The organism is Variovorax trehalosi, from assembly GCF_051216415.1.
GTDB lineage: Bacteria > Pseudomonadota > Gammaproteobacteria > Burkholderiales > Burkholderiaceae_C > Variovorax.
On record NZ_JBPJZG010000010.1, the window covers coordinates 1 to 20,156 of the forward strand.

Genomic DNA, 20,156 nt, shown 5'->3' on the forward strand with positions numbered 1-20,156 from the left:
AGGGAGCAAATCCCTGGACCGAGCGAAGCAAAGGCCCGATTGCAAGCCGAGCAAAGCGATGGCCCGTTGGTTGCCCCCTCCCCTCTGGCTGCGCCGAGGAGCGCAGCGGTTCGCGGACAAGGGCTCGCAGCTGTCTGAGCGAAGCGAGTTCTGCGAGACCCCGCGAAACGCGAGCACCGCAGGTTGCCCGTAGCGAAGCGGAGGGTCGCAGACAGTGGGGTCGCCTTTTCTTTGGCTACTTTCTTTTGGCGAAGCAAAAGAAAGTAGCTCGCCCGCCGGGGCGAGACCCGGCCTCGGAAAGCAAACGAAGCAGCACGACTCAGAGCGTATGACTGCGGTCGCCCTCGGCAAACCCCATCGCATCCCAAGGCTCACCAACCGCAAAGCCCACCACCTTGAACAGCTCCCCCATCTCATGCTCATGAATGAGACGGGCAGCCATCGCCCGCTCCGCAACCGAGCCCTGCTCCATCCGAGAAACCAACCCGCAATTCAGCAGAAACCGCGCCTGGCTCGTATAGCCCAGCACCTCGAGCCCCGCATCCTGCCCCGCAACCGCGATCCCGGTGAAATCGACATGCGCCGTGATGTCCTTGTAGCCCACATCGGCCAGCGGATCCCCATCCGCCTGGTGCGCGCGATGGCACATCACCGTGCCCATGTGCCGCTGCGGGTGATAGTACTCGCTCTCGGGAAAACCGTAGTCGATGAGGAAGGCCGCGCCCTTCTCCAGCCGATCCGCCAGCGTGGCGATGAAGGCCTGCGCCTGCGGATGAATCTCGGTGAGGTAATCGTGCTCTCCGGGCACGTCGACCGGCGGACGCAGATCGGTCGCGCGATCGGCCCAACTCCAGCCATCGTTGCCCGCATTGCGCACCACGCCACGCTCGAACCACTGGCCCTGCACGCGCGCCAGCAGTTGCACGGGCATCGCATCGAGCACCTCGTTGCCGACCACGACGCCCTGCATCTTTTCAGGCAGTTCGCCGAGCCATTCGACGCGGTCCGCATAGCGCACCAGCGCCTGCTGCTGCCGCTCGCGCAATGTGCCGGAGAGATCGACGATGCGATAGCGCACGTCGCTGCGGCCCATCTCGTCGAGCGCATGCAGCAACTGCACCGCCAACGCACCGGAGCCCGCGCCGAATTCCCAGACCGTGTCGGTGCCGGTCTTCTCCAGCGCCTCGGCCACTTGCGCTGCCAGCGTCTGGCCGAACATCGGCGTGAGTTCGGGCGCCGTCACGAAATCGCTGCCCGAAGACGGCATGTGGCCGAACTTGGCCGAGGTGTTGGCGTAGTAGCCGAGGCCCGGCGCATACAGGGCGAGCGCCATGAAGCGGTCGAAGCCGATCCAGCCGCCCGCGCGCTCGACGGAGCGGGCGATCAGGTGGTCGAGGGCGGTGGGTAAACTGTTCGGGGTCTTGGTCGTCACCCCCTGATTCTCTCTCCCTCCTCGCATGAGCACCGCCTCCCTCCCCCCTGCCCGCCGCACCGTCCTCGTCACGGGTGCGGGCCGGCGGCTGGGCCGCGAGATTGCATTGGCGCTGGCCGCGGGCGGATGGCAGGTGGCGGTGCACTACCGCAGCTCGCGCGCCGACGCCGAGAAAACCGTCGCCGATTGCGCCGCGCTCTCGGGCGACTCGGCGCTCTTCGAGGCCGACCTGGAAGACGAGCACGCCACGCGCGCGCTGCTATCACGTGTCGCGGCGCGTTTCCGCACCGTCGATGCCGTGGTCCACAGCGCGGCCCTCTTCGAGCACGACGACACCGCCAGCTTCAGCTACGCCCTCATGGAGCGCCATGCGCGCAGCAACACGGGCGCGGCCATCCTGCTGGCGCAGGCGCTGCACGACCATCTCGCGCGGCGCGATGCCCAGGGCGCGGTCGTTCACCTGCTCGACCAGAAGCTCTGGAACCCGAACCCCGATTTCCTGAGCTACACGCTCTCCAAGGCTGCGCTCGAGGCCGCCACGCCGATGCTCGCGCTGGCCCTGGCGCCGCGCGTGCGCGTGGTGGGCGTGGCGCCCGGCCTCACGCTGCCCAGCCACATGCTGGACGACGACAAGTTCGCGCAGTTGCACAAGCTGTCGCCGCTGGGCCGCTCTTCCACGCCGGCCGACGTGGTTGCCACCGTGAAATTCGCGCTGGAGAACGGCTCGATCACCGGCACCACGCTGCTGGTGGACGGCGGCCAGCACCTGATGAAATTCGAGCGCGATTTCTCGCTCATGTGAGAACCCAACCATGTCCTCCTCCCACACCCACGGCCGCCAGACTCTCACCCTGCTGGGCCTGCGCTTCAATGCCAACCTGGGCATCCTCGACCATGAGAAGGTCGCGCCGCAGCCGATCCAGGTCGATGCCGAACTGAGCATGGGCCAGCAACCGCTGCTGCCGCAGGACGACGACATCTTCCACGTGCTCGACTACGGCAAGGTGCGCCTGATCATCATCGACGAGTGCACGGCCGAGCACGTCAACCTGCTGGAGAGCCTGATCGGCAAGGTGGTGCACCGCCTGCTGCAACTGCCTGGCGTGCTGGGCGTGCGGGTGAAGATCGCCAAGCTCGAAATCTTCGACGACTGCGAAGTGGCGATCCGCATGGAAGCCGGGGAATGGTGATCCAAGGCAAAATCGGGGTCTTTCCCCCGATTTGCCTGAAGTAGCCCACCAATGAACGCCGTCTGGATCGACGAAGCGCCTTCCGACGCCACGACCGTCGCCGCGCCCACCAACTCGCTGAAGATCGAGCGAGAAACGCACAAGCTCGAGAAGCGCCTGTGCCGCGAGGTCGGCCGCGCGATCGTCGACTACAACATGATCGAAGAGGGCGACAAGGTCATGGTGTGCGTCTCGGGCGGGAAGGACAGCTACGCGATGCTGGACATCCTGCTCAAGCTCAAGGCGCGCGCACCCATTCACTTCGACATCGTCGCGGTCAACCTCGACCAGAAGCAGCCCGGCTTTCCTGAAGAGGTGCTGCCCAAGTACCTGAGCGAGCTCGGCGTGGCCTTCCACATCGAGAACCAGGACACCTACAGCATCGTCAAGCGCGTCATTCCCGAGGGCAAGACGACCTGCGGCCTCTGCAGCCGCCTGCGCCGCGGCATCCTCTACCGCGTGGCGGACGAGCTGGGCGCCACCAAGGTCGCGCTGGGCCATCACCGCGACGACATGCTGCAGACCTTCTTCCTCAACATGTTCTTCGCCGGCAAGTTGAAGAGCATGCCGCCCAAGCTGGTGAGCGACGATGGCAAGCACATCGTGATCCGCCCGCTCGCCTACGTGGCCGAGAAAGACCTGGTGCGCTGGGCGCAGCACCGCGAATTCCCGATCATTCCGTGCACCCTCTGCGGCAGCCAGGAGAACCTGCAGCGCAAGCAGGTCGGCGAGATGCTGCGCGAGTGGGACAAGAAGCACCCCGGCCGCGTGGAGAACATGTTCACCGCGCTGCAGAACGTGGTGCCTTCGCACCTCCTGGACGGAACGCGGCACGACTTCAAGGGTCTGAAAGCGACGGGCGTGGCCGACGACGAAGGCGACAAGGCCTTCGACACGCCCTCCTTCGACTTGCTCTCCCAGGCACCTGCAGCCCTTCGCATCGTCCAGGGCTGATCCGGCTACCCAGGGGAATTTTGGGCATCGCTGCCCGGAGACCCTTTATGAAACGTGCTTCTTTCGCTCTGCTTTTGGTAGCAGCAGCAACAGTGACTCTCAGCGGCTGCGCCACCTCCTGGGTGGTCGACAGCGATGTGAAGAGCTTTTCGTCGATCGGCACCGTGCCGCCCGGCGCCACCTACCGCTTCGACCGCCTGCCCTCGCAGCAGGCCGACACCGCCCGCCAGGACTCGCTCGAGGCGATGGCAGCCGCTGCTCTCGAAAAAGTGGGCCTGCGCCGCGACGACGCCAAGCCGCAATACAGCGCGCAGATCGGCGCCCGCGTGACCGCCGGCCTCTCGCCCTGGGCCGACCCGTGGCTCTTCGACGGCCCCTGGGGCTACGGTTACGGCGGCGGATATGGCTATGGCCGCCGCTTCTACGGTGGCGGCTGGTACGGCGGCCCGGCCTACTTTCCACCGGCGGCCAACCCCTGGTACGAGCGCGAGGTGAGCATCGTGCTGCGCGAAGCGGGCTCGAACCGGGTGGTCTACGAGACCCGGGCCCGCAACGACGGGCCGTACAACGCGAGCGCGGCGATCCTTCCGGTGATGTTTCAGGCCGCGCTGCAGGGCTTTCCGAATCCGCCGCAGGGCGAGCGCCGGGTGAACATCGACCTGGCCACGGCGAAGACGCTGGCCGTGAAATAGTGCACTTCTAGAATCGAGCGGATGCAAGAAGCCACCCGTTTGATCGCCGTCCGCCACGGCGAGACCGCCTGGAACGTCGACACCCGCATCCAGGGCCAGATCGACATCGGACTCAACGCCACCGGGCTCTGGCAGGCAGAGCGGGCCGGCCAGGCGCTGGCGGACGAGGACATCGACGTCATCTACGCCAGCGACCTCGCGCGCGCCTGGCAGACCGCCGAGGCCATCGCCAGGCCGCATGGGCTCACCGTGCAGCCCGAGCCGCGCCTGCGCGAGCGGGCCTTCGGGCATCTGGAGGGCATGAGCTTCGCGGAGATCGAATCGATGCTTCCCGAAGATGCCAAGCGCTGGCGCGAGCGCGATCCCGAATTCGAACCCGTCGGCGGCGAAAGCCTCCTGACCTTCCGCGACCGCGTCACGCGCGTGGCCGCCGAACTGGCGGCGCGCCATCCGGGCCAGCTGGTCACGCTGGTCGCGCACGGCGGCGTGATGGACGTGCTCTACCGCGCCGCCACCCGCCAGGAGCTGCAGGCGCCGCGCACCTGGCAGCTCGGCAATGCCGCCATCAATCGCATGCTGTGGACGCCGGAGGGTTTCAGCCTCGTGGGCTGGAGCGACATCGCCCACCTGGCGGCGGACGACACGCTGGACGAGACGACGACCTGATGCGCCATCGCGCAATTGCGCAATGGCCAAATAGATACGCAAAAAATGGAATTGCGCCCTTCACCTCAAGGCAAGGCGCAAACCGCAGAATTCTCCACAGGGATCATGAGGATTTTTTGCAACGCATCTTCTGAATGAAAAGAATAAATTCCGAATCCTCGGCCTATGCCAGTTGGGACGCCTCCCTGGCCCTCTCGACCCCATGGATCGAAGCCACGCACCTGGGCAGCGTCGTCAGTTTGACAACGGGGGATGTGCTGGCTCGCGAAGGGGAGCGGCACGATTATTTTTACCTTCTTCGATCAGGATTCGTTCATTCGACAATTCAGCGAAGCAATGGCGCTGAATTCCTGCTTGAAATATTCGGGCCGGGCGCAATTTTTGGCGAAGGCCCCGCATTTGCCAACAGACCCCGCCCGACTACGACGCGCGTGGTGGCGCCCGCAATTCTCAGCCGATATCTCCCGTCGGATATCACGCGGAAATTCGCCACCATGCCCGAATTGGCGGCTTCGCTTATTCAACTCCTCGGCTTCAAGAATCAAATGATTGTCGAGAAGCTGGCGGGTGTTGCAGCGGCGCCTACAGAACGTGTCGTCGATTTGCTTTTGCGTATTGCGCGATTGCAATCGAACAGCGAATTTTCGTCAACGCCGGAATCGAAGGATTTTCAAGTCGATCTCACGCACGAGAAAATTGCCGCAATGACCGCATTGAGCCGGGTGACCGTGACAAGGACATTGAACGCATTGTCCAGGCAAGGGGTCATCGAGACACGGGCCAAGCAGGTCATCATCCACGACGCTTCTGCGCTACGTCGTTTGCATTACAAAAATAGTTAACTTCCTGTATCTCTGGATACCACGAAAACCCTCACTTGACGCCATCATCAGCCTCGCAATTCAAGAGGAAAAGATGGCAGAGTCAAACAAGTGGGTGGTTGAGGATATCAACCGCACAACGCCGAACCTCGCGGCGATAAGGAAATTCTCAACCGGGGACCGCGCAGGCCTGCGGTTCGAGAATTTTCTACAGGAATATCAAATCGACCTGATATTGCATGCCATTTCAAAAATTGGCATTGAATATTATGAGGGCGACGACAAGGCCGGCGGCGTCGTTCGCAAAGGAAAGCTCGGCCCCAATTTCTTTCGATTCAAGGCGGACCCCGGCGAATATTTCCGCCGGGCGCAGATTTACGAAGAGATATTCGACCAGCAGATTCTCGGGCTCGTCAATTTCTTCCCCCGTGTCCAGGAGGTGGCGTCGAAGATGTTCTCCTTGGCGCATGGCGTCGCCGAGCACGAAGGCCGGCGCATGATGAATTTCACGGTGCGCGTTTTGCCGGAAGCGCCGATTCATCGGGACTGGATGCCGGGCGAAAACTCCGGACTTTCATTTGCGCCGCAAATCAAAGAGCAATTTGCATGGAACATCTATCTCAAGACGCCGAAATCCGGCGGGCAGACGCGCATCTATAACGAGCAAGACCTCGCGCAGGCCGGCAAAGACAGTGAATATTCCGAGGTCGCTCCCCGCGTTGGGGATTTGATCATCTTCCGCACCACGCACGCCCATGAGGTATTGCCAAGCGATGGAGAGCGGTTGACCTTGTCCGGGTTTTTCGCAACCACCCCCGAGAAACTCCTGTTCTGGATATAAGGGCTGCGATGGAAAAGTCCCTGTCCGCACCCATGGGAATTTCGCATGGATGGATTGCGGCACTGCCTTTCATTCCCAAGGTATTGGTATTTGGCCTGATTGTCGGCGTGGCCAGCAAGAATGCCGATTGGTCCTTGAATGAATTGATTCTTGCCGCATTGAGCATCAATGCAGCCACCGCCCAATTGGCCGCGCTCGAATTCAATAATTCCGCGCATATTGGCGCATTGATTGCATTGACCATCGGACTCAATGCAAAGCATCTTATTTTCACGGCCTCGCTTTGGCCTTATCTGAGAAATTCCGGCAAATGGCGTGCCTGGCTGGCGGCGGCCATGGTGACCGACAGCAGCTGGACGGCATGCCAAATGGCCGCCCAGCGTGGGCCGATCAACGTCAACTTCATCCTGGGAAACGCCTCCGCGCTGACCCTGGCGTGGACGGCCGGCTGCATCGCCGGATTCCAGTTTGGCGCCGTTTTTACGCAGCAGATGCTGTATCGCTTTGGAATGGATGCGCTGGTGCCCCTCTCGATGGCGCTCCTGCTGCCTGTCGGTCTGCGAAGAAATCCTCACCAGCTGGCGCCTGTAGCCATCGGCGCCGTGGTCGGCCTGGCTTGCTGGTGGCGAACCGATCAACAGGCCGCGGCGGTGCTGGTGGCGGGCCTGGCCGGCATGGCGGCCACGCTGTGGCTCCATAGGAAAAGCCAGGCATGAACGCCATCCTCGTCATGGCCTTGGTCACGATTGCGATCCGCCTGTCGGGCCTGGGCGCTGCCCAATGGCTGTCGCGTTGGCCGGCCGCCGAGCTTGCCTTGTCGAACGCCGGCCCCAGCCTGATGGGGGCCTATCTGTTGATCCAGATCTGCATCGCGCCCACCTTGCTCTTGCCCGTGGCCATCACCATGGGCGTGGTGTGGCGCTTCGGAGGGTTGCAGATCGCCTTTCTCGCCGGTTGGCTGGCGCTGATGGCCGCACGCCATCTTTGATGTCGAGGGGCGCTGCGCTTCAGGCGTGCGCCGCCGCGTCTCCGGCCACGCCGGCTTCAGCCTTCTTCGCTTCGCCCGGCAGGTCGACCATCGGCCCCGTGCCGCTGTAGCGGTCGAGCGCGAGGTAGATCGCGGGCGTGATGTAGAGCGTGATCACCTGCGAGAAGATCAGCCCGCCCACCACCGCCACGCCCAGCGGCTGGCGCAATTCGGCGCCGGCGCCGAGGCCCAATGCGAGCGGCAGCGCGCCCATCAAGGCGGCCAGCGTGGTCATGAGGATCGGCCGGAAGCGCAACCGGCAGGCTTCGCGGATCGCATCGACCGGCTTCATGCCTTCGGTGCGCTGCGCGTCGAGGGCGAAGTCGATCATCATGATCGCGTTCTTCTTCACGATGCCGATCAGAAGCAGGATGCCGATGGTCGCGATCAGCGTGAGGTCGAAGCCGAAGATCTTCAATGAGAGCAGCGCGCCCACGGCGGCCGACGGCAGCCCCGCCAGAATCGTCAGCGGGTGGATGTAACTCTCGTACAGCACGCCGAGCAGCACGTAGATGACCAGCACCGCCAGCACCAGCAGCACGGCCTGGCTCGACTGCGAACTCTGAAACACCGCCGCATCGCCGCCATAGGTGGTGATGATCGACTGCGGCATGTTCAGCTCGTTCTTGAACTGGTCGATCTTCGCGGTCGCGTTGCCCAGCGGCACGTCGGGCGCGAGGTTGAACGACACCGTCACCGCCTGCAGCTGGCCCTGGTGGTTGACCGAGGTCGGCCCCACGGTGCGGTTGATGGTCGAGAAGGCCGACAGCGGCACCAGCCTGCCCGTGGTGCTGCGCACGGACAGACGCGAGACGTCGTCCTCGAACTGCCGGTCGCTGTCGGCGGCCGAGAGGATCACCTGGTAGGTGTTGCTGGCCGCGTAGATGCTGCCGATCTGCCGGTCGCCGTAGGCGTTGTAGAGCGCGGTGCGCAGGTCCCCCACCGCCACGCCGAGCACGCCGGCCTTGTCGCGGTCGATCTCCAGCGTGGCCTGCAGGCCGCGGTTCTGCGAATCGCTGGTCACATCGCGGAAGGCGGGGTCGGCGCGCATGCGCTCCATGAGCCGCGTGGCCCACGGCACCATCTCGCCGGCGTTCACGCTCTGCAGCGTGTACTGGAAGCGCGCCTTGCTCTGGCGGCCGCCCAGGCGCAGGTTCTGCACCGGCTGCATGTAGACGGCAATGCCCGGGATTTCGCGGAAACGCTGGCGCAGCGATTCGAGCACCTTGGCCATCTGCGGGCGCTCGCTGCGCGGCTTGAGCACGGCAAAGAGGCGCCCCGAGTTCTGCGTGGCGGTCGGGCCGCCCACACCGACGAAGGAGCTCACGTAATCGACGCTCGGGTCGTCCTTGAGCGTCGCGGCCACGCGGTCCTGCAGCGCCTTCATGGCGGTGAAGGAAATGTCTTCGGCCGCCTCGGTGGTGATCTGGATCTGGCCGATGTCTTCCTCGGGGAAGAAGCCCTTCGGAATGGTGATGAAGAGCCAGGCGGTGACGACGAAGGTGAGACCGGCAGCCACCAGCATCACCCAGCGGTGCATGAGCGTCCAGTCGAGCGTGCGCATGTAGGTGCCGTGCACCGCGCGGTAGCCGCGTTCGAAGGCGCGGCCGATGGCGGTGCCGGGCTCGGGATGCTCTTCTTCATGATCGAGCGCGCCCTCCTTGCGTGGCACCTGCTTGAGCAGCCGGCTCGCGAGCATCGGCACCAGCGTGAGCGACACGATGGCCGACACCAGCACCGCCAGCGCCACCACCACCGCGAACTCGTGGAACAAGAGGCCGATGACGCCCGGCATGAAGAAGATCGGGATGAACACCGCCACCAGCGAGATGGAGATCGACACGATGGTGAAGCCCACCTCGCGCGCGCCGCGCAGCGCGGCCGCGAAGGGCTCCATGCCCTTCTCGACGTAACGCATGATGTTCTCGAGCACCACGATGGCGTCGTCCACCACCAGCCCCACGGCCAGCGTGATGCCCAGCAGCGAGACGTTGTCGAGGCTGTAGCCGAAGGCGTAGAGCAGCGCCACTGCGCCGATCAGCGAGATCGGGATGGTGGCCGCCGGAATCAGCGTGGCCACCAGCCGGTGCAGGAAGAGAAAGATCACCAGCACCACCAGCGCGATGGTGCCCAGCAGCGTGAGCTGCACGTCGTGCACCGCTTCGCGGATCGAAAGCGAGCGGTCGTTCACCATCTGGATCTCGACCGACTGCGGCAGCTCGGCCTTGAAGCGCGGGATGAGCGCGCGCACCGCGTCCACCACCTGCACGGTGTTGGCATTGGGCTGGCGCTGCACGGCCAGCGAAATGGAGTCCTGGCCGTTGAAGCTGCTGGCGGTCTTGACCGATTCGAAGCTGTCCTCGATGGTCGCCACTTCGTCGAGCCGCACCGGTGCGCCGTTGCGCTGGCCGACGATGAGCTTGGCGAAATCGGCCGCTTTCACGAGCTGGCGGTTGGCCTGGATGGTGAGCGTCTGGCGCGGGCCGTCGAGCACGCCAACCGGCGTGTTGGCATTGGCTGAATTCACCGCCTTGGCGAGTTCGTCGAGCGTGATGTTGCGCGCGTTGAGCAGGTCGGCATTCGCCTTGATGCGCACCGCAAAGGCCTTGCGGCCGTACACGCCCACCTGCGCGACGCCGTCGATCGTCGAGAGCGTGGGGGAGATCAGGTTCTCGGCGTAGTCGTTGAGCTCGGCCGGGTTCATCGACGGCGAGATCAGCGCGATGAACAGCACCGGCGCATCGGCCGGGTTCACCTTGCGGTACGAGGGGAGCTGCGTGAGCTCCTGCGGCAGCTGGCGCTGGGCGCGCAGGAGCGCGGCCTGCACGTCGACGGCGGCGGCGTCGATGTCGCGGCTGCTCACGAATTCGAGCGTGAGCGAGGTCACGCCCTGCGTGTTGACCGAGCTGATGGTCTGCAGGCCCGGAATGGTCGAGAACTGCTTCTCGAGCGGCAGCGCGACCGAACTGGCCATCGTGTCCGGACTGGCGCCCGGGAGCTGCGCGTTGACGTTGATGACCGGCGTGTTGTAGCTGGGCAGCGCCGCCACCGGGATGCTGAAGTACGCAAAGATGCCGACCACCACCACCGCGGCAGACAGCAGCACCGTCATCGCAGGACGACGGATGCAGAGCTCCGAGATGTTCATGCGCGTTCCCGCTGCGGCGGCTTGATGTCCGTGCCTTCGGATGATGCGGCGCTACCCGGCGTCACACCGGTGGTGCCATTGGGGGCGGCGCCTGGCCCGCCGGTCTTCGCATCGACGCGGACCTTGCCGCCCGGGCGCACGTTCTGGCTGCCCTCGATCACGACCTGCTCGCCTGGCTCCACGCCGCTCACGGCCACCTTGGTGCCGAAGGTGTGCAGCGTCTTCACCTTGCGGCGGGTGGCGGTCTTGGCCTGATCGACCACGTAGAGGGATGTGCCGTCGGACAGCATCATCAGCGCCGCGGCCGGCACCACCGTGGCGCCGTTGAGCGTGCGCACGGTGATGCGCGTGCCTACGAACTGGCCCGGCCAGAGGCCCTGGTCGGCATTGGCGAACACGGCCTTGGCGCGCACGGTGCCGATCTGCGGATCGACCGTGTTGTCCACGAAATCGAGCGAGCCGATGAGCGGCGTCTTGCGCCCGGTGACGAGCGCTTCGACCGGCGACCGGTTGCGCGCGGCCTCCAGCAGATCCTGCAGGTTGCCTTCGGGCACCGGGAAGCTCACCGCGATCGGGTCGAGCTGCGTCACGGTGACCAGCGACAGCGTCGGCTGCACCAGCGTGCCCGGGTAGATGTTGACGGCGCCGATGCGCCCGGCGATCGGCGCGCGAAGGGTGGCATAGCCGAGCGCCACCTGCGCCGACTGCACGGCGGCGCGGTCGGCCGCCACGGCGGCGCGCTGTGCCTCGAGCTGCGAGAGCGTGGCGTCGGCCGCGCTCTTGGCGATGAAGTTCTGCGCCACCAGGTCCTGGCTGCGCTTGTACTGACGCTCGAGGTCGGCCATGGTGGCCTCGTCCTTCTGCTGCTGGGCGCGGGCGCGGGCGAGGTTGGCCTGGTCGTTGCGGTCGTCCAGCGAGAAGAGCAGTTGGCCCGCCTTGACGAACTGGCCTTCTTTCACATGGACGGTGCTGACGGTGTTGGTGACCTGCGGGCGCAGGTCGACGCTGTTGAGGGACACCACGCTGCCGTTGACCTGCACCGTGACCGGCACGTCCTGCTTTTCGGCGGTGGCCAGGGTCACCAGGGCGGGGGCGCCGCCGCCGGATGCGGCGCCGTTCCCCGGGGTCGCCGTCGTCTTCGCATTCTTTGCCCCGGCCTTGTCTCCGGACATGCTCCACCATCCGCCTGCGACGGCTACGATCAACACACCCGCAAGGGCAATGGCAGCATTTTTCTTCATGGGTTCTTGTGCACTTTGGGCTGACACTGGCTATTGAATCAGCGCCCGACTCACGGCGTTCATGGTTCCCGTAAAGAAATGTAAAGCAGGTCAACCGACAAGCCCGCGCTCAACCTGCTGTGGCCGGCGTGAAGGGGGCCATACCCCCTCGTTAAAATCGCCGCTCCACAGCCTCTGGATATACCCCATGAACCGCTGCAAGAAAACCACGAATGCCCTCACTTTCACCGCGCTGTGCGCCCTCGCCGCAAGCGCCGGACTGTTCTCCCTGCAAGCCAGCGCACAGGACGAAATTCCCCGTCCACAGACCCAGAACGAATCGCTGAACGGCGGGCGCAACTTCCCCATCGGCACGCTGCGCGGCAAGTTCATGGTGACCAACGCGCCCGACGTCGAGCTCGACGGCAACGCCGACCGCCTCGGTGCCGGGGCCCGCATCCGCAGCCCGCAGAACATGCTGGTGATGCCCGGCGCGATCATTGGGCAGAAGTACCTGGTGAACTACACGCGCGATGCCGCAGGCCTGCTGCGCGAGATCTGGATCCTCACGCCCGAAGAAGCCGTGGCCAGCCGCGAATCGCTGAACAAGCCGCTGCTGAACATCTGGCCGTTCACCACGAACGACACCCTCAATACGCAGTAACCGCTGCACATAGAAAGAAGCGGCGCAGGCCTCCCGCGCCCGCCGCGCCCCCCATTCCCGGAGGGCATCGAGAGAGCACCCCATGAAAAAAGTATTCATCAAGACCTTCGGCTGCCAGATGAACGAGTACGACTCGGACAAGATGGCCGACGTGCTGAACGCCGCGCAGGGCTACGAGCCGACGCAGAACGTGGACGAGGCCGACCTCATCCTGTTCAACACCTGCTCGGTGCGCGAGAAGGCGCAGGAGAAGGTGTTCTCCGACCTCGGCCGCGTGAAGCACCTGAAGGCCAAGGGCGTGAAGATCGGCGTGGGCGGCTGCGTGGCGAGTCAGGAAGGCGCGGCCATCATCGCGCGCGCCCCTTACGTCGACATCGTGTTCGGTCCGCAGACGCTGCACCGCCTGCCCGAGATGCTCAACGACCGCGAGCGCCTGGACCGCCCGCAGGTGGACATCAGCTTCCCCGAGATCGAGAAGTTCGACCACCTGCCGCCCGCGCGCGTCGACGGTGCGACCGCCTTCGTGTCGATCATGGAAGGCTGCTCCAAGTACTGCAGCTACTGCGTGGTGCCCTACACCCGCGGCGAGGAAGTGAACCGCCCGCTGGACGACGTGCTGGTCGAGATCGCCGGCCTGGCCGACCAGGGCGTGCGCGAGATCACGCTGCTCGGCCAGAACGTGAACGCCTACCGCGGCCGCATGGGCGACACCGCCGAGATCGCCGACTTCGCGCTGCTCATCGAGTACGTGGCCGAAATCCCCGGCATCGAGCGCATCCGCTACACCACCAGCCACCCGAATGAATTCACGCCGCGGCTCATCGAGGCCTACGCCAAGGTGCCGCAGCTGGTGAGCCATCTGCACCTGCCGGTGCAGCACGGCAGCGACCGCATCCTGATGGCGATGAAGCGCGGCTACACCGCCATGGAATACAAGAGCACGGTGCGCAAGCTGCGCGCCATCCGCCCCGACCTGGCGCTCTCCAGCGACTTCATCGTCGGCTTCCCCGGCGAGACCGACGAAGACTTCGCCAGAATGATGAAGCTCATCGACGACTGCCAGTTCGACAACAGCTTCAGCTTCATCTTCAGCCCGCGCCCCGGCACGCCGGCCGCCGCGCTGCACGACGACACCCCGCACGAAGTGAAGCTCGCGCGCCTGCAGACGCTGCAGCGCGTGATCGACGGCAACGTGCGCCGCTTCGGCGATGCACTGGTGGGCAGCACGCAGCGCGTGCTGGTCGAAGGCGCTTCCCGCAAGGACGCGAACGAACTCATGGGCCGCACCGCCTGCAACCGCGTCGTCAACTTCGAAGGCGACGCACGCCTGGTCGGCCAGATGACCGACCTGCGCATCACGCGCTCGCTGGCCTACACGCTGCGCGGCGAAGTGGTGACGCGCGAATCGTCGCCAGCGCTGCAGCAGCCCGCCGCGGCGCTCGCCCACTGATGGCGAAGCGACCGTCGATACGGGGCTCGTTCCAGCAGCTCCTGCTCTTTGCCTTTCTGCTGATCACCGCGCTCCTGGTGGGCGTGGCATTGCGCTCGGTGTTCCAGTACGACGCACTCATGACCCAGAGCCGCGACGCCGCGGCGCGCGCATTGCGCCTTTCGGGCGCAGCGCAATCGCTGGCAGAACGCAGCGCGGCCATGGAACGCGCCGGGCGCCAGTCGCTGGTGCTCAACGACGCGGTGCTGCGCCGCCGCTTCGACGAAGCCGCGCGCGAATCGCACCAGGTGCTCGAACGGCTCGAAAAGAACGGCCTCTTGCCCGCCAGCATCGAGCCGTGGCGCGCGCAACTGGGCGTGATCGAAGGCCTGATGAGCGGCAGCGCCGACAGCGCCCTCACCCGCGAAAGCACAATGGCGATGCAGTTTCGCGAGCTCGACACACTCAACACCAGCCTCGCGCAGCAGGCCCAGTTCCTCATCGAGATGCAGAACGACGCGCTCGCCAAGCGCATCGAGAACGCGCGCCGCCGGCTGATGCGCGAAGTGGTGGCTGCGAGCGTGCTGGCGGTGGTGCTGGCGCTGGCCTTCGGCATCTGGCTCGCGCGCCCGTTCAAGCGCATGGAGCACGCCATCGTCGGCCTCGGCCAGAACCGGCTGGACGAACCCATCGACATCCGCGGCCCGGCCGACGTGCGGCGCGTGTCGCAGCAGCTCGAATGGCTGCGGCTGCGGCTCACCGAACTCGACGCCGACAAGGCGCGGTTCCTGCGGCACGTGTCGCACGAACTCAAGACGCCGCTGGCCGCGCTGCGCGAGGGCGTCTCGCTGCTCGAAGACGGCGTGACGGGTCCGCTGAACCCGGCGCAACTCGAAGTCGCGCAGATCCTGAACCAGAACACCGTCTCGCTGCAGGGCCAGATCGAGGCGCTCCTGCGCTTCAACGCCGCCGCCTTCGAGGCGCGCGAACTGCGCCGCGAACGCACCGAACTGCTGCCGCTCATCGAGGAGCAGATCGAGGCCCAGCGGCTGCAATGGCAGTCGCACGGCCTGCGCGTACGCGCCGAAGGCGAGCCGATCGCGATCACCGTCGATCGCACCAAGCTCGGCACGGCGATCGCCAACCTGCTGTCGAACGCGATTCGTTTCTCGCTGTCGGGCGGCGTCATCACCCTGGCCGTGTCGAGCACGCCGGAGGCGGTGCACATCGACGTCAACGACGCCGGACCGGGCATTGCCGAGGGCGACCGCGACCGGATCTTCGAACCCTTCTTCCGCGGCGAACGCCAGCCCGAGCACACGGTGAAAGGCACCGGCATCGGACTTTCCATCGTGCAGGAGTACATTGCAGCCCACGGGGGCCGCATCACGCTGCAGCCTGGCGGGCCCGGTGCACGTTTTCGCATCGAGTTGCCGCGCACGGCCTGACCCTGTTGCCGACACGCCCCTCTGAATCACCGCTTCGCGCCCTTCGCCTCTTTTTTCGACCCATGTCTTTTTCGTTCGTCCGCAGTTCCACCCTCGCAGCGGCGTTGGCCATGCCTTTCGCCCTGTTGCTGGGCGCGTGCGCCACAAGCCCCAAGCCGCCGGCCGAGGCCGATGCACTGCCCCCGCCCGCTGTCGTGCCGCGCGTCATGCCGGTCGAGGCCGAGCCCCGCGCGCCCGCCACGCAGCCGGCGTCGCTCTTCACGCTGATGACCCAGGGCCCGCAGGCGGCCATGCTGTCGTATGCCGACAAGGTGCGGCCGCTCGGCGGCGGCGAACTCAACACCGAGATCGCCCGCATCGGCGACCCCGGCGATTCGCCCACCACGCAGATGCAGCTGGCGATCCTGTTGTCGCAGACCCGCGTGCCGGCCGACCTGGCGCGCGCCCTCGGCCTGCTGCAGCGCGTGATCGCCAACCCGTCGCCCGAGGCACAGCCCCTGCACCCGCTCGCGCGCGCACTGGCCGCCCGTTATGTGGAGCAGCGCCGCGTCGAGGACGACCGCGACAAGCAGGTGCAGCAGCTGCGCGACAGCCAGCGCCGCATCGACCAGCTCAACGACCGCATCGAAGCGCTGCGCGCCATCGAACGCAGCTTCGCGCGGCCCGCCGCCACGCCGGCACCGGCAGGAGCCCCGGCACCTGCGACCAACGGAAACAAGCCAAGCCCATGAGTACTTCCGGCGCCCGCCTCCTCGTGGTCGACGACGATCCGGACATGCTGCGCCTGATCTCGATGCGGCTGGTGTCGGCGGGCTACCAGGTCACGGCCGTGACCTCGGCGGAAACCGCGCTCACCCAGTTGGAGATCGAGCATCCGCAACTGGTATTGAGCGACGTGCGCCTGCCTGGCCGCGACGGCCTCGCGCTCTTCGACGAGATCCGCAAGCGCCATCCCTCGCTGCCGGTGATCCTGCTCACCGCGCACGGCACGATTCCCGATGCGGTCGAAGCCACCGCGCGCGGCGTGTTCACCTACCTCACCAAGCCCTACGACGCCCGCGAGCTGCTCGACAAGATCGGGCAGGCGCTGGCACTCGGCGCCCCCGCGAGCACGCCGGCCAAGAGCGGCGACGAAAGCTGGCGCGCCGAGATCGTGAGCCGCAGCAACCGCATGGCCGAGCTGCTGGCCGAGGCGCGCATGGTCGCCAAGTCGGACGCCTCGGTGCTGCTGCGCGGCGATTCGGGCGCGGGCAAGGAACTGCTCGCGCGCGCCATCCACAAGGCCAGCGCGCGTGCCGACAAGCCGTTCGTGGCGGTCAATTGCGGGGCGATTCCCGAAGCGCTGCTCGAGTCGGAGCTGTTCGGCCACATGAAGGGCGCCTTCACCGACGCCCACGCCAACCACAAGGGCCTGTTCCAGCAGGCCGACGGCGGCACGCTGCTGCTCGACGAAATCGGGGACATGCCGCCCGCCCTGCAGGTCAAGCTGCTGCGCGTGCTGCAGGAGCGCGCGGTGCGGCCGCTGGGCGCGAGCCAGTCGATCGAGGTCGATGTGCGCATCGTCTCGGCCACCCACCGCGACCTGGACGCCGCGATGGAGGCGGGTCAGTTCCGCGAAGACCTTTATTACCGCCTGAACGTGGTGACGCTCACGCTGCCGCCGCTGTCGGCGCGGCGCGAAGACATTCCGCTCCTGGCCAACCACTTCCTGCAGCGCCTGTCGACCAAGTACGGCAAGCGGCTCTCCGGCTTTGCGCCCGAGGCGCTGAAGGCGCTGACCACCGCCGCTTGGCCGGGCAATGTGCGCCAGCTGTTCAACGTGGTGGAACAGGTCTGCGCGCTGTCGAGCTCGCCGCTGATTCCGCTCGCGCTGGTGCAGCGGGCGCTGCGGGTGCCCACAGTCGAGGTCCAGACCTATGCCGACGCCAAGCAGCGTTTCGAGCGCGACTACCTCGTCGGCCTGCTCAAGCTGACCGACGGCAACGTGGCCGACGCGGCCCGCCTGGCCGACCGCAACCGCACCGAGTTCTACCGCCTGCTGCAGAAGCACGAACTCACGCCGGGCCACTTCAAGGCCGATGCTGTCGCTCCGGGCTCGGAGCCTGTCGCCGAGTAGCGACGCCCCTAAGTCGTTGATTTCAAAGACCATTTCCCACCAGCCTCCAAGGCTTGTCGGGATTCGGCGACAAAAACAGGGGTTTTGAGGGCCTTCGGCGGGCCTCCCCACCGAAATCCGTATCCAGATCGCTCCAAGTCATTGATCTGAAAGCATTTTTCCATGCTGGCACAGGGTTTGCCCCTGTACTGGCATGACAGCACTTACCAGCCCATCTTTCGCACTGCGCCCGCAGCGCGACGGCCTGCGTCAAAAGCAGTTTTCCCTCTCGCGGCCTCGTGCCGCGGGCCATTCGCTCGCCGCGCTCGCCAGCGCAGGCGGCGCTGAACCCGATTGCGTCATCAAGCGCTTTCCGGGCATTGGCGACACCCCCTCCCTCGACAAGCAACGTTGGTAAATCACATGAAGCCCACTGACTTCTCCCAACTGAACGTGCTGACCGAAGCCGATTTCTCGCACCGCAGCCCGGTCCGCGAAGAACGCCATCCCAACTCGGTCACCGCACCGCCCGTCAACCGCGGTTCGATGACGCCCCGCCCCTGGCGCGGTTTCTGGAACAGCATCGGCACCGCCCTGCTGGTGAAGCTCGGCGCTGGCCGTGCGGCCGAAGGCACCGACGCTGAATCCGCCGAATCGACCCAGCAGGTCAAGCAGCCGTGGCAGCGCGCCGCGGCACGCCGCCGCAACGCCTTCATGCTGCTCACCGTGCTGAGCACCGTGATCGCCTCCACGCTGTTCGCCGGCGTGCAACCCGACTACGACAACGTCTGGCTCGAATACGGCCAGATCGGCCTGTACGGCCTGCTCTCGGGCTGGGTCGTGACCGGTTTCGTGACCGCCCTCATGGGCTTCTACGTTTCGGTGCGCGGTGACAAGCACGCGCTGTCGGCCAAGCAGGTCGCCAACCACCCGATGAACCCCGAGGCACGCACCGCGATCATCATGCCGATCTGCAACGAAGACGTTGCCACGGTGTTCGCCGGCCTGCGCGCCACCTGCGAATCGGTCGCCTCCACCGGCCACGCCAAGCAGTTCGACGTGTTCGTGCTGTCCGACAGCTACAACCCCGAAACCGCCGCCGCCGAGCGCGCCGCCTGGGAAGACCTGCGCGCCGCCCTCGCCGACAGCCCGAACCAGCCGCAGGTCGAGGTGTACTACCGCCTGCGCACCCGCCGCACGCACCGCAAGGCCGGCAACGTGGCCGACTTCTGCCGCCGCTGGGGCAAGGACTACCGCTACATGGTCGTGCTCGACGCCGACTCGGTGATGAGCGGCGACTGCCTGACCTCGATGGTCAAGCTGATGGAAGCCAACCCGACCGCCGGCATCATCCAGACCGCAACGCAGGCCATCGGCCACGTCACGCTGCATGCCCGCGCACAACAATTCGCTTCCCGCGTGACGGGCCGCCTGTTCACGCTGGGCATGCAGTTCTGGCAACTGGGCGAATCGCACTACTGGGGCCACAACGCGATCATCCGCGTCGAACCCTTCATGAAGCATTGCGCGCTGGCCCCGATCAAGGGCACCGGCGGCATGTCGGGCGGCATCATGTCGCACGACTTCGTCGAAGCCGCGCTGATGCGCCGTGCCGGCTACAACGTGTGGCTCGTGTCCGACCTGGTCGGCAGCTACGAACAGCAACCGCCGGACCTGCTGGCCGAACTGCAACGCGATCGCCGCTGGTGCCAGGGCAACCTGCAGAACGCCCGCCTGATGGCCGAGCCCGGCATCCATTCCGTGCACCGCGCGATGTTTGTGACCGGCACCATGGCCTATGTTTCCGCTCCGCTGTGGCTCGCGTTCCTGACGCTGGGCACGGCCCTGTGGCTCAGCGGTTCCAGCCTCGTGTCGAGCTGGAGCGTGCTGCCCGCCGAACTGGCCGGCCTCTGGGTCTGGACCCTGTGCCTGTTGTTCCTGCCGCGCGTGCTGGGCATCGCTGCCGTGCTGATGCGCGGCGAGCAACGCCAGTACGGCGGCACCTGGGGCCTGGTGAAGAGCTCGGTGATGGAAAGCGCCCTGGCCATCGTGCAGGCGCCGGTCCGCATGCTGGCCCACTCGCTGTTCGTGCTGGTCGCCCTCACCGGCATCAAGCTCGACTGGAAGTCGCCCCCGCGTGAAGCCAACGCCGTGCCCTGGAAGATCGCTGCCACGCAACTGGCCCCGATGACGCTGGTGATCGCCATGCTGGCCGTCGGCGTCGCGATGATCGACCCGAGCGCGCTGATCTGGCTCATGCCTGTCGGCCTGCCGCTGCTGCTGGCGATTCCGCTGACCGTGCTGACCAGCCAGATCGCGCTGGGCACCACGCTGCGCGACCGCGGCTTCCTGCTGATTCCCGAGGAATCGCGTTCGCCCGCCGTGCTGCGCCGTGCGTGGATGCATGCGCTGCGCCTGGCACGTCCTGCGGCTCTGGCTGCAGCCTGATGCGCTGAAGTCACAGCACCTCGAAAAAGCCGGCCTCAGGGT

The 20,156-nt window shown here is 65.9% G+C and carries 19 protein-coding genes; 16 read left to right on the top strand and 3 right to left on the bottom strand.

What is annotated here, in order from left to right:
- Positions 1-319: 319 nt before the first annotated feature.
- Complete coding sequence (locus ACSFA7_RS29250; RefSeq protein ID WP_435502589.1) at positions 320-1,432, bottom strand: class I SAM-dependent methyltransferase; 1,113 nt, start codon at positions 1,430-1,432, stop codon at positions 320-322.
- 25 nt (positions 1,433-1,457) lie between these two features.
- Between ACSFA7_RS29250 and ACSFA7_RS29255 the strand changes: the two genes are divergently transcribed.
- The 9 genes from ACSFA7_RS29255 (at position 1,458) to ACSFA7_RS29295 (ending at position 7,623) form a co-directional block, all read left to right on the top strand.
- Positions 1,458-2,234, top strand: a complete 777-nt coding sequence (locus tag ACSFA7_RS29255; RefSeq protein WP_435502590.1) for an SDR family oxidoreductase — start codon at positions 1,458-1,460, stop codon at positions 2,232-2,234.
- A 10-nt stretch (positions 2,235-2,244) separates the two neighbouring features.
- Positions 2,245-2,622 carry a dihydroneopterin aldolase gene (locus ACSFA7_RS29260; RefSeq protein WP_206177330.1) on the top strand — a complete coding sequence of 126 codons (378 nt, stop codon included), beginning with the start codon at positions 2,245-2,247 and terminating at the stop codon, positions 2,620-2,622.
- Positions 2,623-2,673: 51 nt separating this feature from the next.
- Positions 2,674-3,615: a tRNA 2-thiocytidine(32) synthetase TtcA gene (ttcA, locus tag ACSFA7_RS29265; RefSeq protein ID WP_435502591.1), complete on the top strand. Its 942-nt coding sequence runs from the start codon at positions 2,674-2,676 to the stop codon at positions 3,613-3,615.
- A 92-nt stretch (positions 3,616-3,707) separates the two neighbouring features.
- Positions 3,708-4,307: a DUF4136 domain-containing protein gene (locus tag ACSFA7_RS29270; RefSeq protein ID WP_435502592.1), complete on the top strand. Its 600-nt coding sequence runs from the start codon at positions 3,708-3,710 to the stop codon at positions 4,305-4,307.
- Positions 4,308-4,328: 21 nt separating this feature from the next.
- Positions 4,329-4,973: a histidine phosphatase family protein gene (locus ACSFA7_RS29275; protein WP_435502593.1), complete on the top strand. Its 645-nt coding sequence runs from the start codon at positions 4,329-4,331 to the stop codon at positions 4,971-4,973.
- Positions 4,974-5,107: 134 nt separating this feature from the next.
- Positions 5,108-5,815: a Crp/Fnr family transcriptional regulator gene (locus ACSFA7_RS29280; protein ID WP_435502594.1), complete on the top strand. Its 708-nt coding sequence runs from the start codon at positions 5,108-5,110 to the stop codon at positions 5,813-5,815.
- 73 nt (positions 5,816-5,888) lie between these two features.
- Positions 5,889-6,635: a 2OG-Fe(II) oxygenase gene (locus ACSFA7_RS29285; RefSeq protein ID WP_435502595.1), complete on the top strand. Its 747-nt coding sequence runs from the start codon at positions 5,889-5,891 to the stop codon at positions 6,633-6,635.
- Positions 6,636-6,643: 8 nt separating this feature from the next.
- Positions 6,644-7,351: an AzlC family ABC transporter permease gene (locus tag ACSFA7_RS29290; protein WP_435502596.1), complete on the top strand. Its 708-nt coding sequence runs from the start codon at positions 6,644-6,646 to the stop codon at positions 7,349-7,351.
- Complete coding sequence (locus ACSFA7_RS29295; RefSeq protein ID WP_435502597.1) at positions 7,348-7,623, top strand: hypothetical protein; 276 nt, start codon at positions 7,348-7,350, stop codon at positions 7,621-7,623. Before ACSFA7_RS29290 ends, ACSFA7_RS29295 begins: the two co-directional genes overlap by 4 nt.
- A gap of 19 nt (positions 7,624-7,642) precedes the next feature.
- On the opposite strand, the gene ACSFA7_RS29300 is transcribed toward ACSFA7_RS29295, so the two are convergent.
- Both ACSFA7_RS29300 and ACSFA7_RS29305 read right to left on the bottom strand, forming a co-directional pair.
- Positions 7,643-10,810, bottom strand: coding sequence for an efflux RND transporter permease subunit (locus ACSFA7_RS29300; protein WP_435502598.1), 3,168 nt, complete (start codon positions 10,808-10,810; stop codon positions 7,643-7,645).
- Positions 10,807-11,982, bottom strand: coding sequence for an efflux RND transporter periplasmic adaptor subunit (locus ACSFA7_RS29305; RefSeq protein ID WP_435502599.1), 1,176 nt, complete (start codon positions 11,980-11,982; stop codon positions 10,807-10,809). Before ACSFA7_RS29305 ends, ACSFA7_RS29300 begins: the two co-directional genes overlap by 4 nt.
- Positions 11,983-12,238: 256 nt before the next feature.
- Here ACSFA7_RS29305 and ACSFA7_RS29310 point away from each other — a divergent pair, with 256 nt between their 5' ends.
- The 7 genes from ACSFA7_RS29310 (at position 12,239) to mdoH (ending at position 20,114) form a co-directional block, all read left to right on the top strand.
- Positions 12,239-12,694, top strand: a complete 456-nt coding sequence (locus ACSFA7_RS29310; protein ID WP_306880357.1) for a hypothetical protein — start codon at positions 12,239-12,241, stop codon at positions 12,692-12,694.
- 82 nt (positions 12,695-12,776) lie between these two features.
- Positions 12,777-14,144, top strand: a complete 1,368-nt coding sequence (gene miaB, locus ACSFA7_RS29315) for a tRNA (N6-isopentenyl adenosine(37)-C2)-methylthiotransferase MiaB (protein WP_435502600.1) — start codon at positions 12,777-12,779, stop codon at positions 14,142-14,144.
- Complete coding sequence (locus ACSFA7_RS29320) at positions 14,144-15,571, top strand: sensor histidine kinase (RefSeq protein WP_435502601.1); 1,428 nt, start codon at positions 14,144-14,146, stop codon at positions 15,569-15,571. The genes miaB and ACSFA7_RS29320 overlap by 1 nt, the downstream gene beginning before the upstream one ends.
- A gap of 62 nt (positions 15,572-15,633) precedes the next feature.
- Complete coding sequence (locus ACSFA7_RS29325; RefSeq protein WP_435502602.1) at positions 15,634-16,302, top strand: flagellar basal body L-ring protein FlgH; 669 nt, start codon at positions 15,634-15,636, stop codon at positions 16,300-16,302.
- Positions 16,299-17,687, top strand: a complete 1,389-nt coding sequence (locus ACSFA7_RS29330) for a sigma 54-interacting transcriptional regulator (RefSeq protein ID WP_435502603.1) — start codon at positions 16,299-16,301, stop codon at positions 17,685-17,687. The genes ACSFA7_RS29325 and ACSFA7_RS29330 overlap by 4 nt, the downstream gene beginning before the upstream one ends.
- A 193-nt stretch (positions 17,688-17,880) precedes the next feature.
- Entirely contained in the window at positions 17,881-18,084 is a 204-nt protein-coding gene (locus ACSFA7_RS29335) for a hypothetical protein (protein ID WP_206177315.1), read from the top strand.
- A gap of 5 nt (positions 18,085-18,089) precedes the next feature.
- Positions 18,090-20,114: a glucans biosynthesis glucosyltransferase MdoH gene (gene mdoH, locus ACSFA7_RS29340; RefSeq protein WP_435502604.1), complete on the top strand. Its 2,025-nt coding sequence runs from the start codon at positions 18,090-18,092 to the stop codon at positions 20,112-20,114.
- Positions 20,115-20,156: the final 42 nt, after the last annotated feature.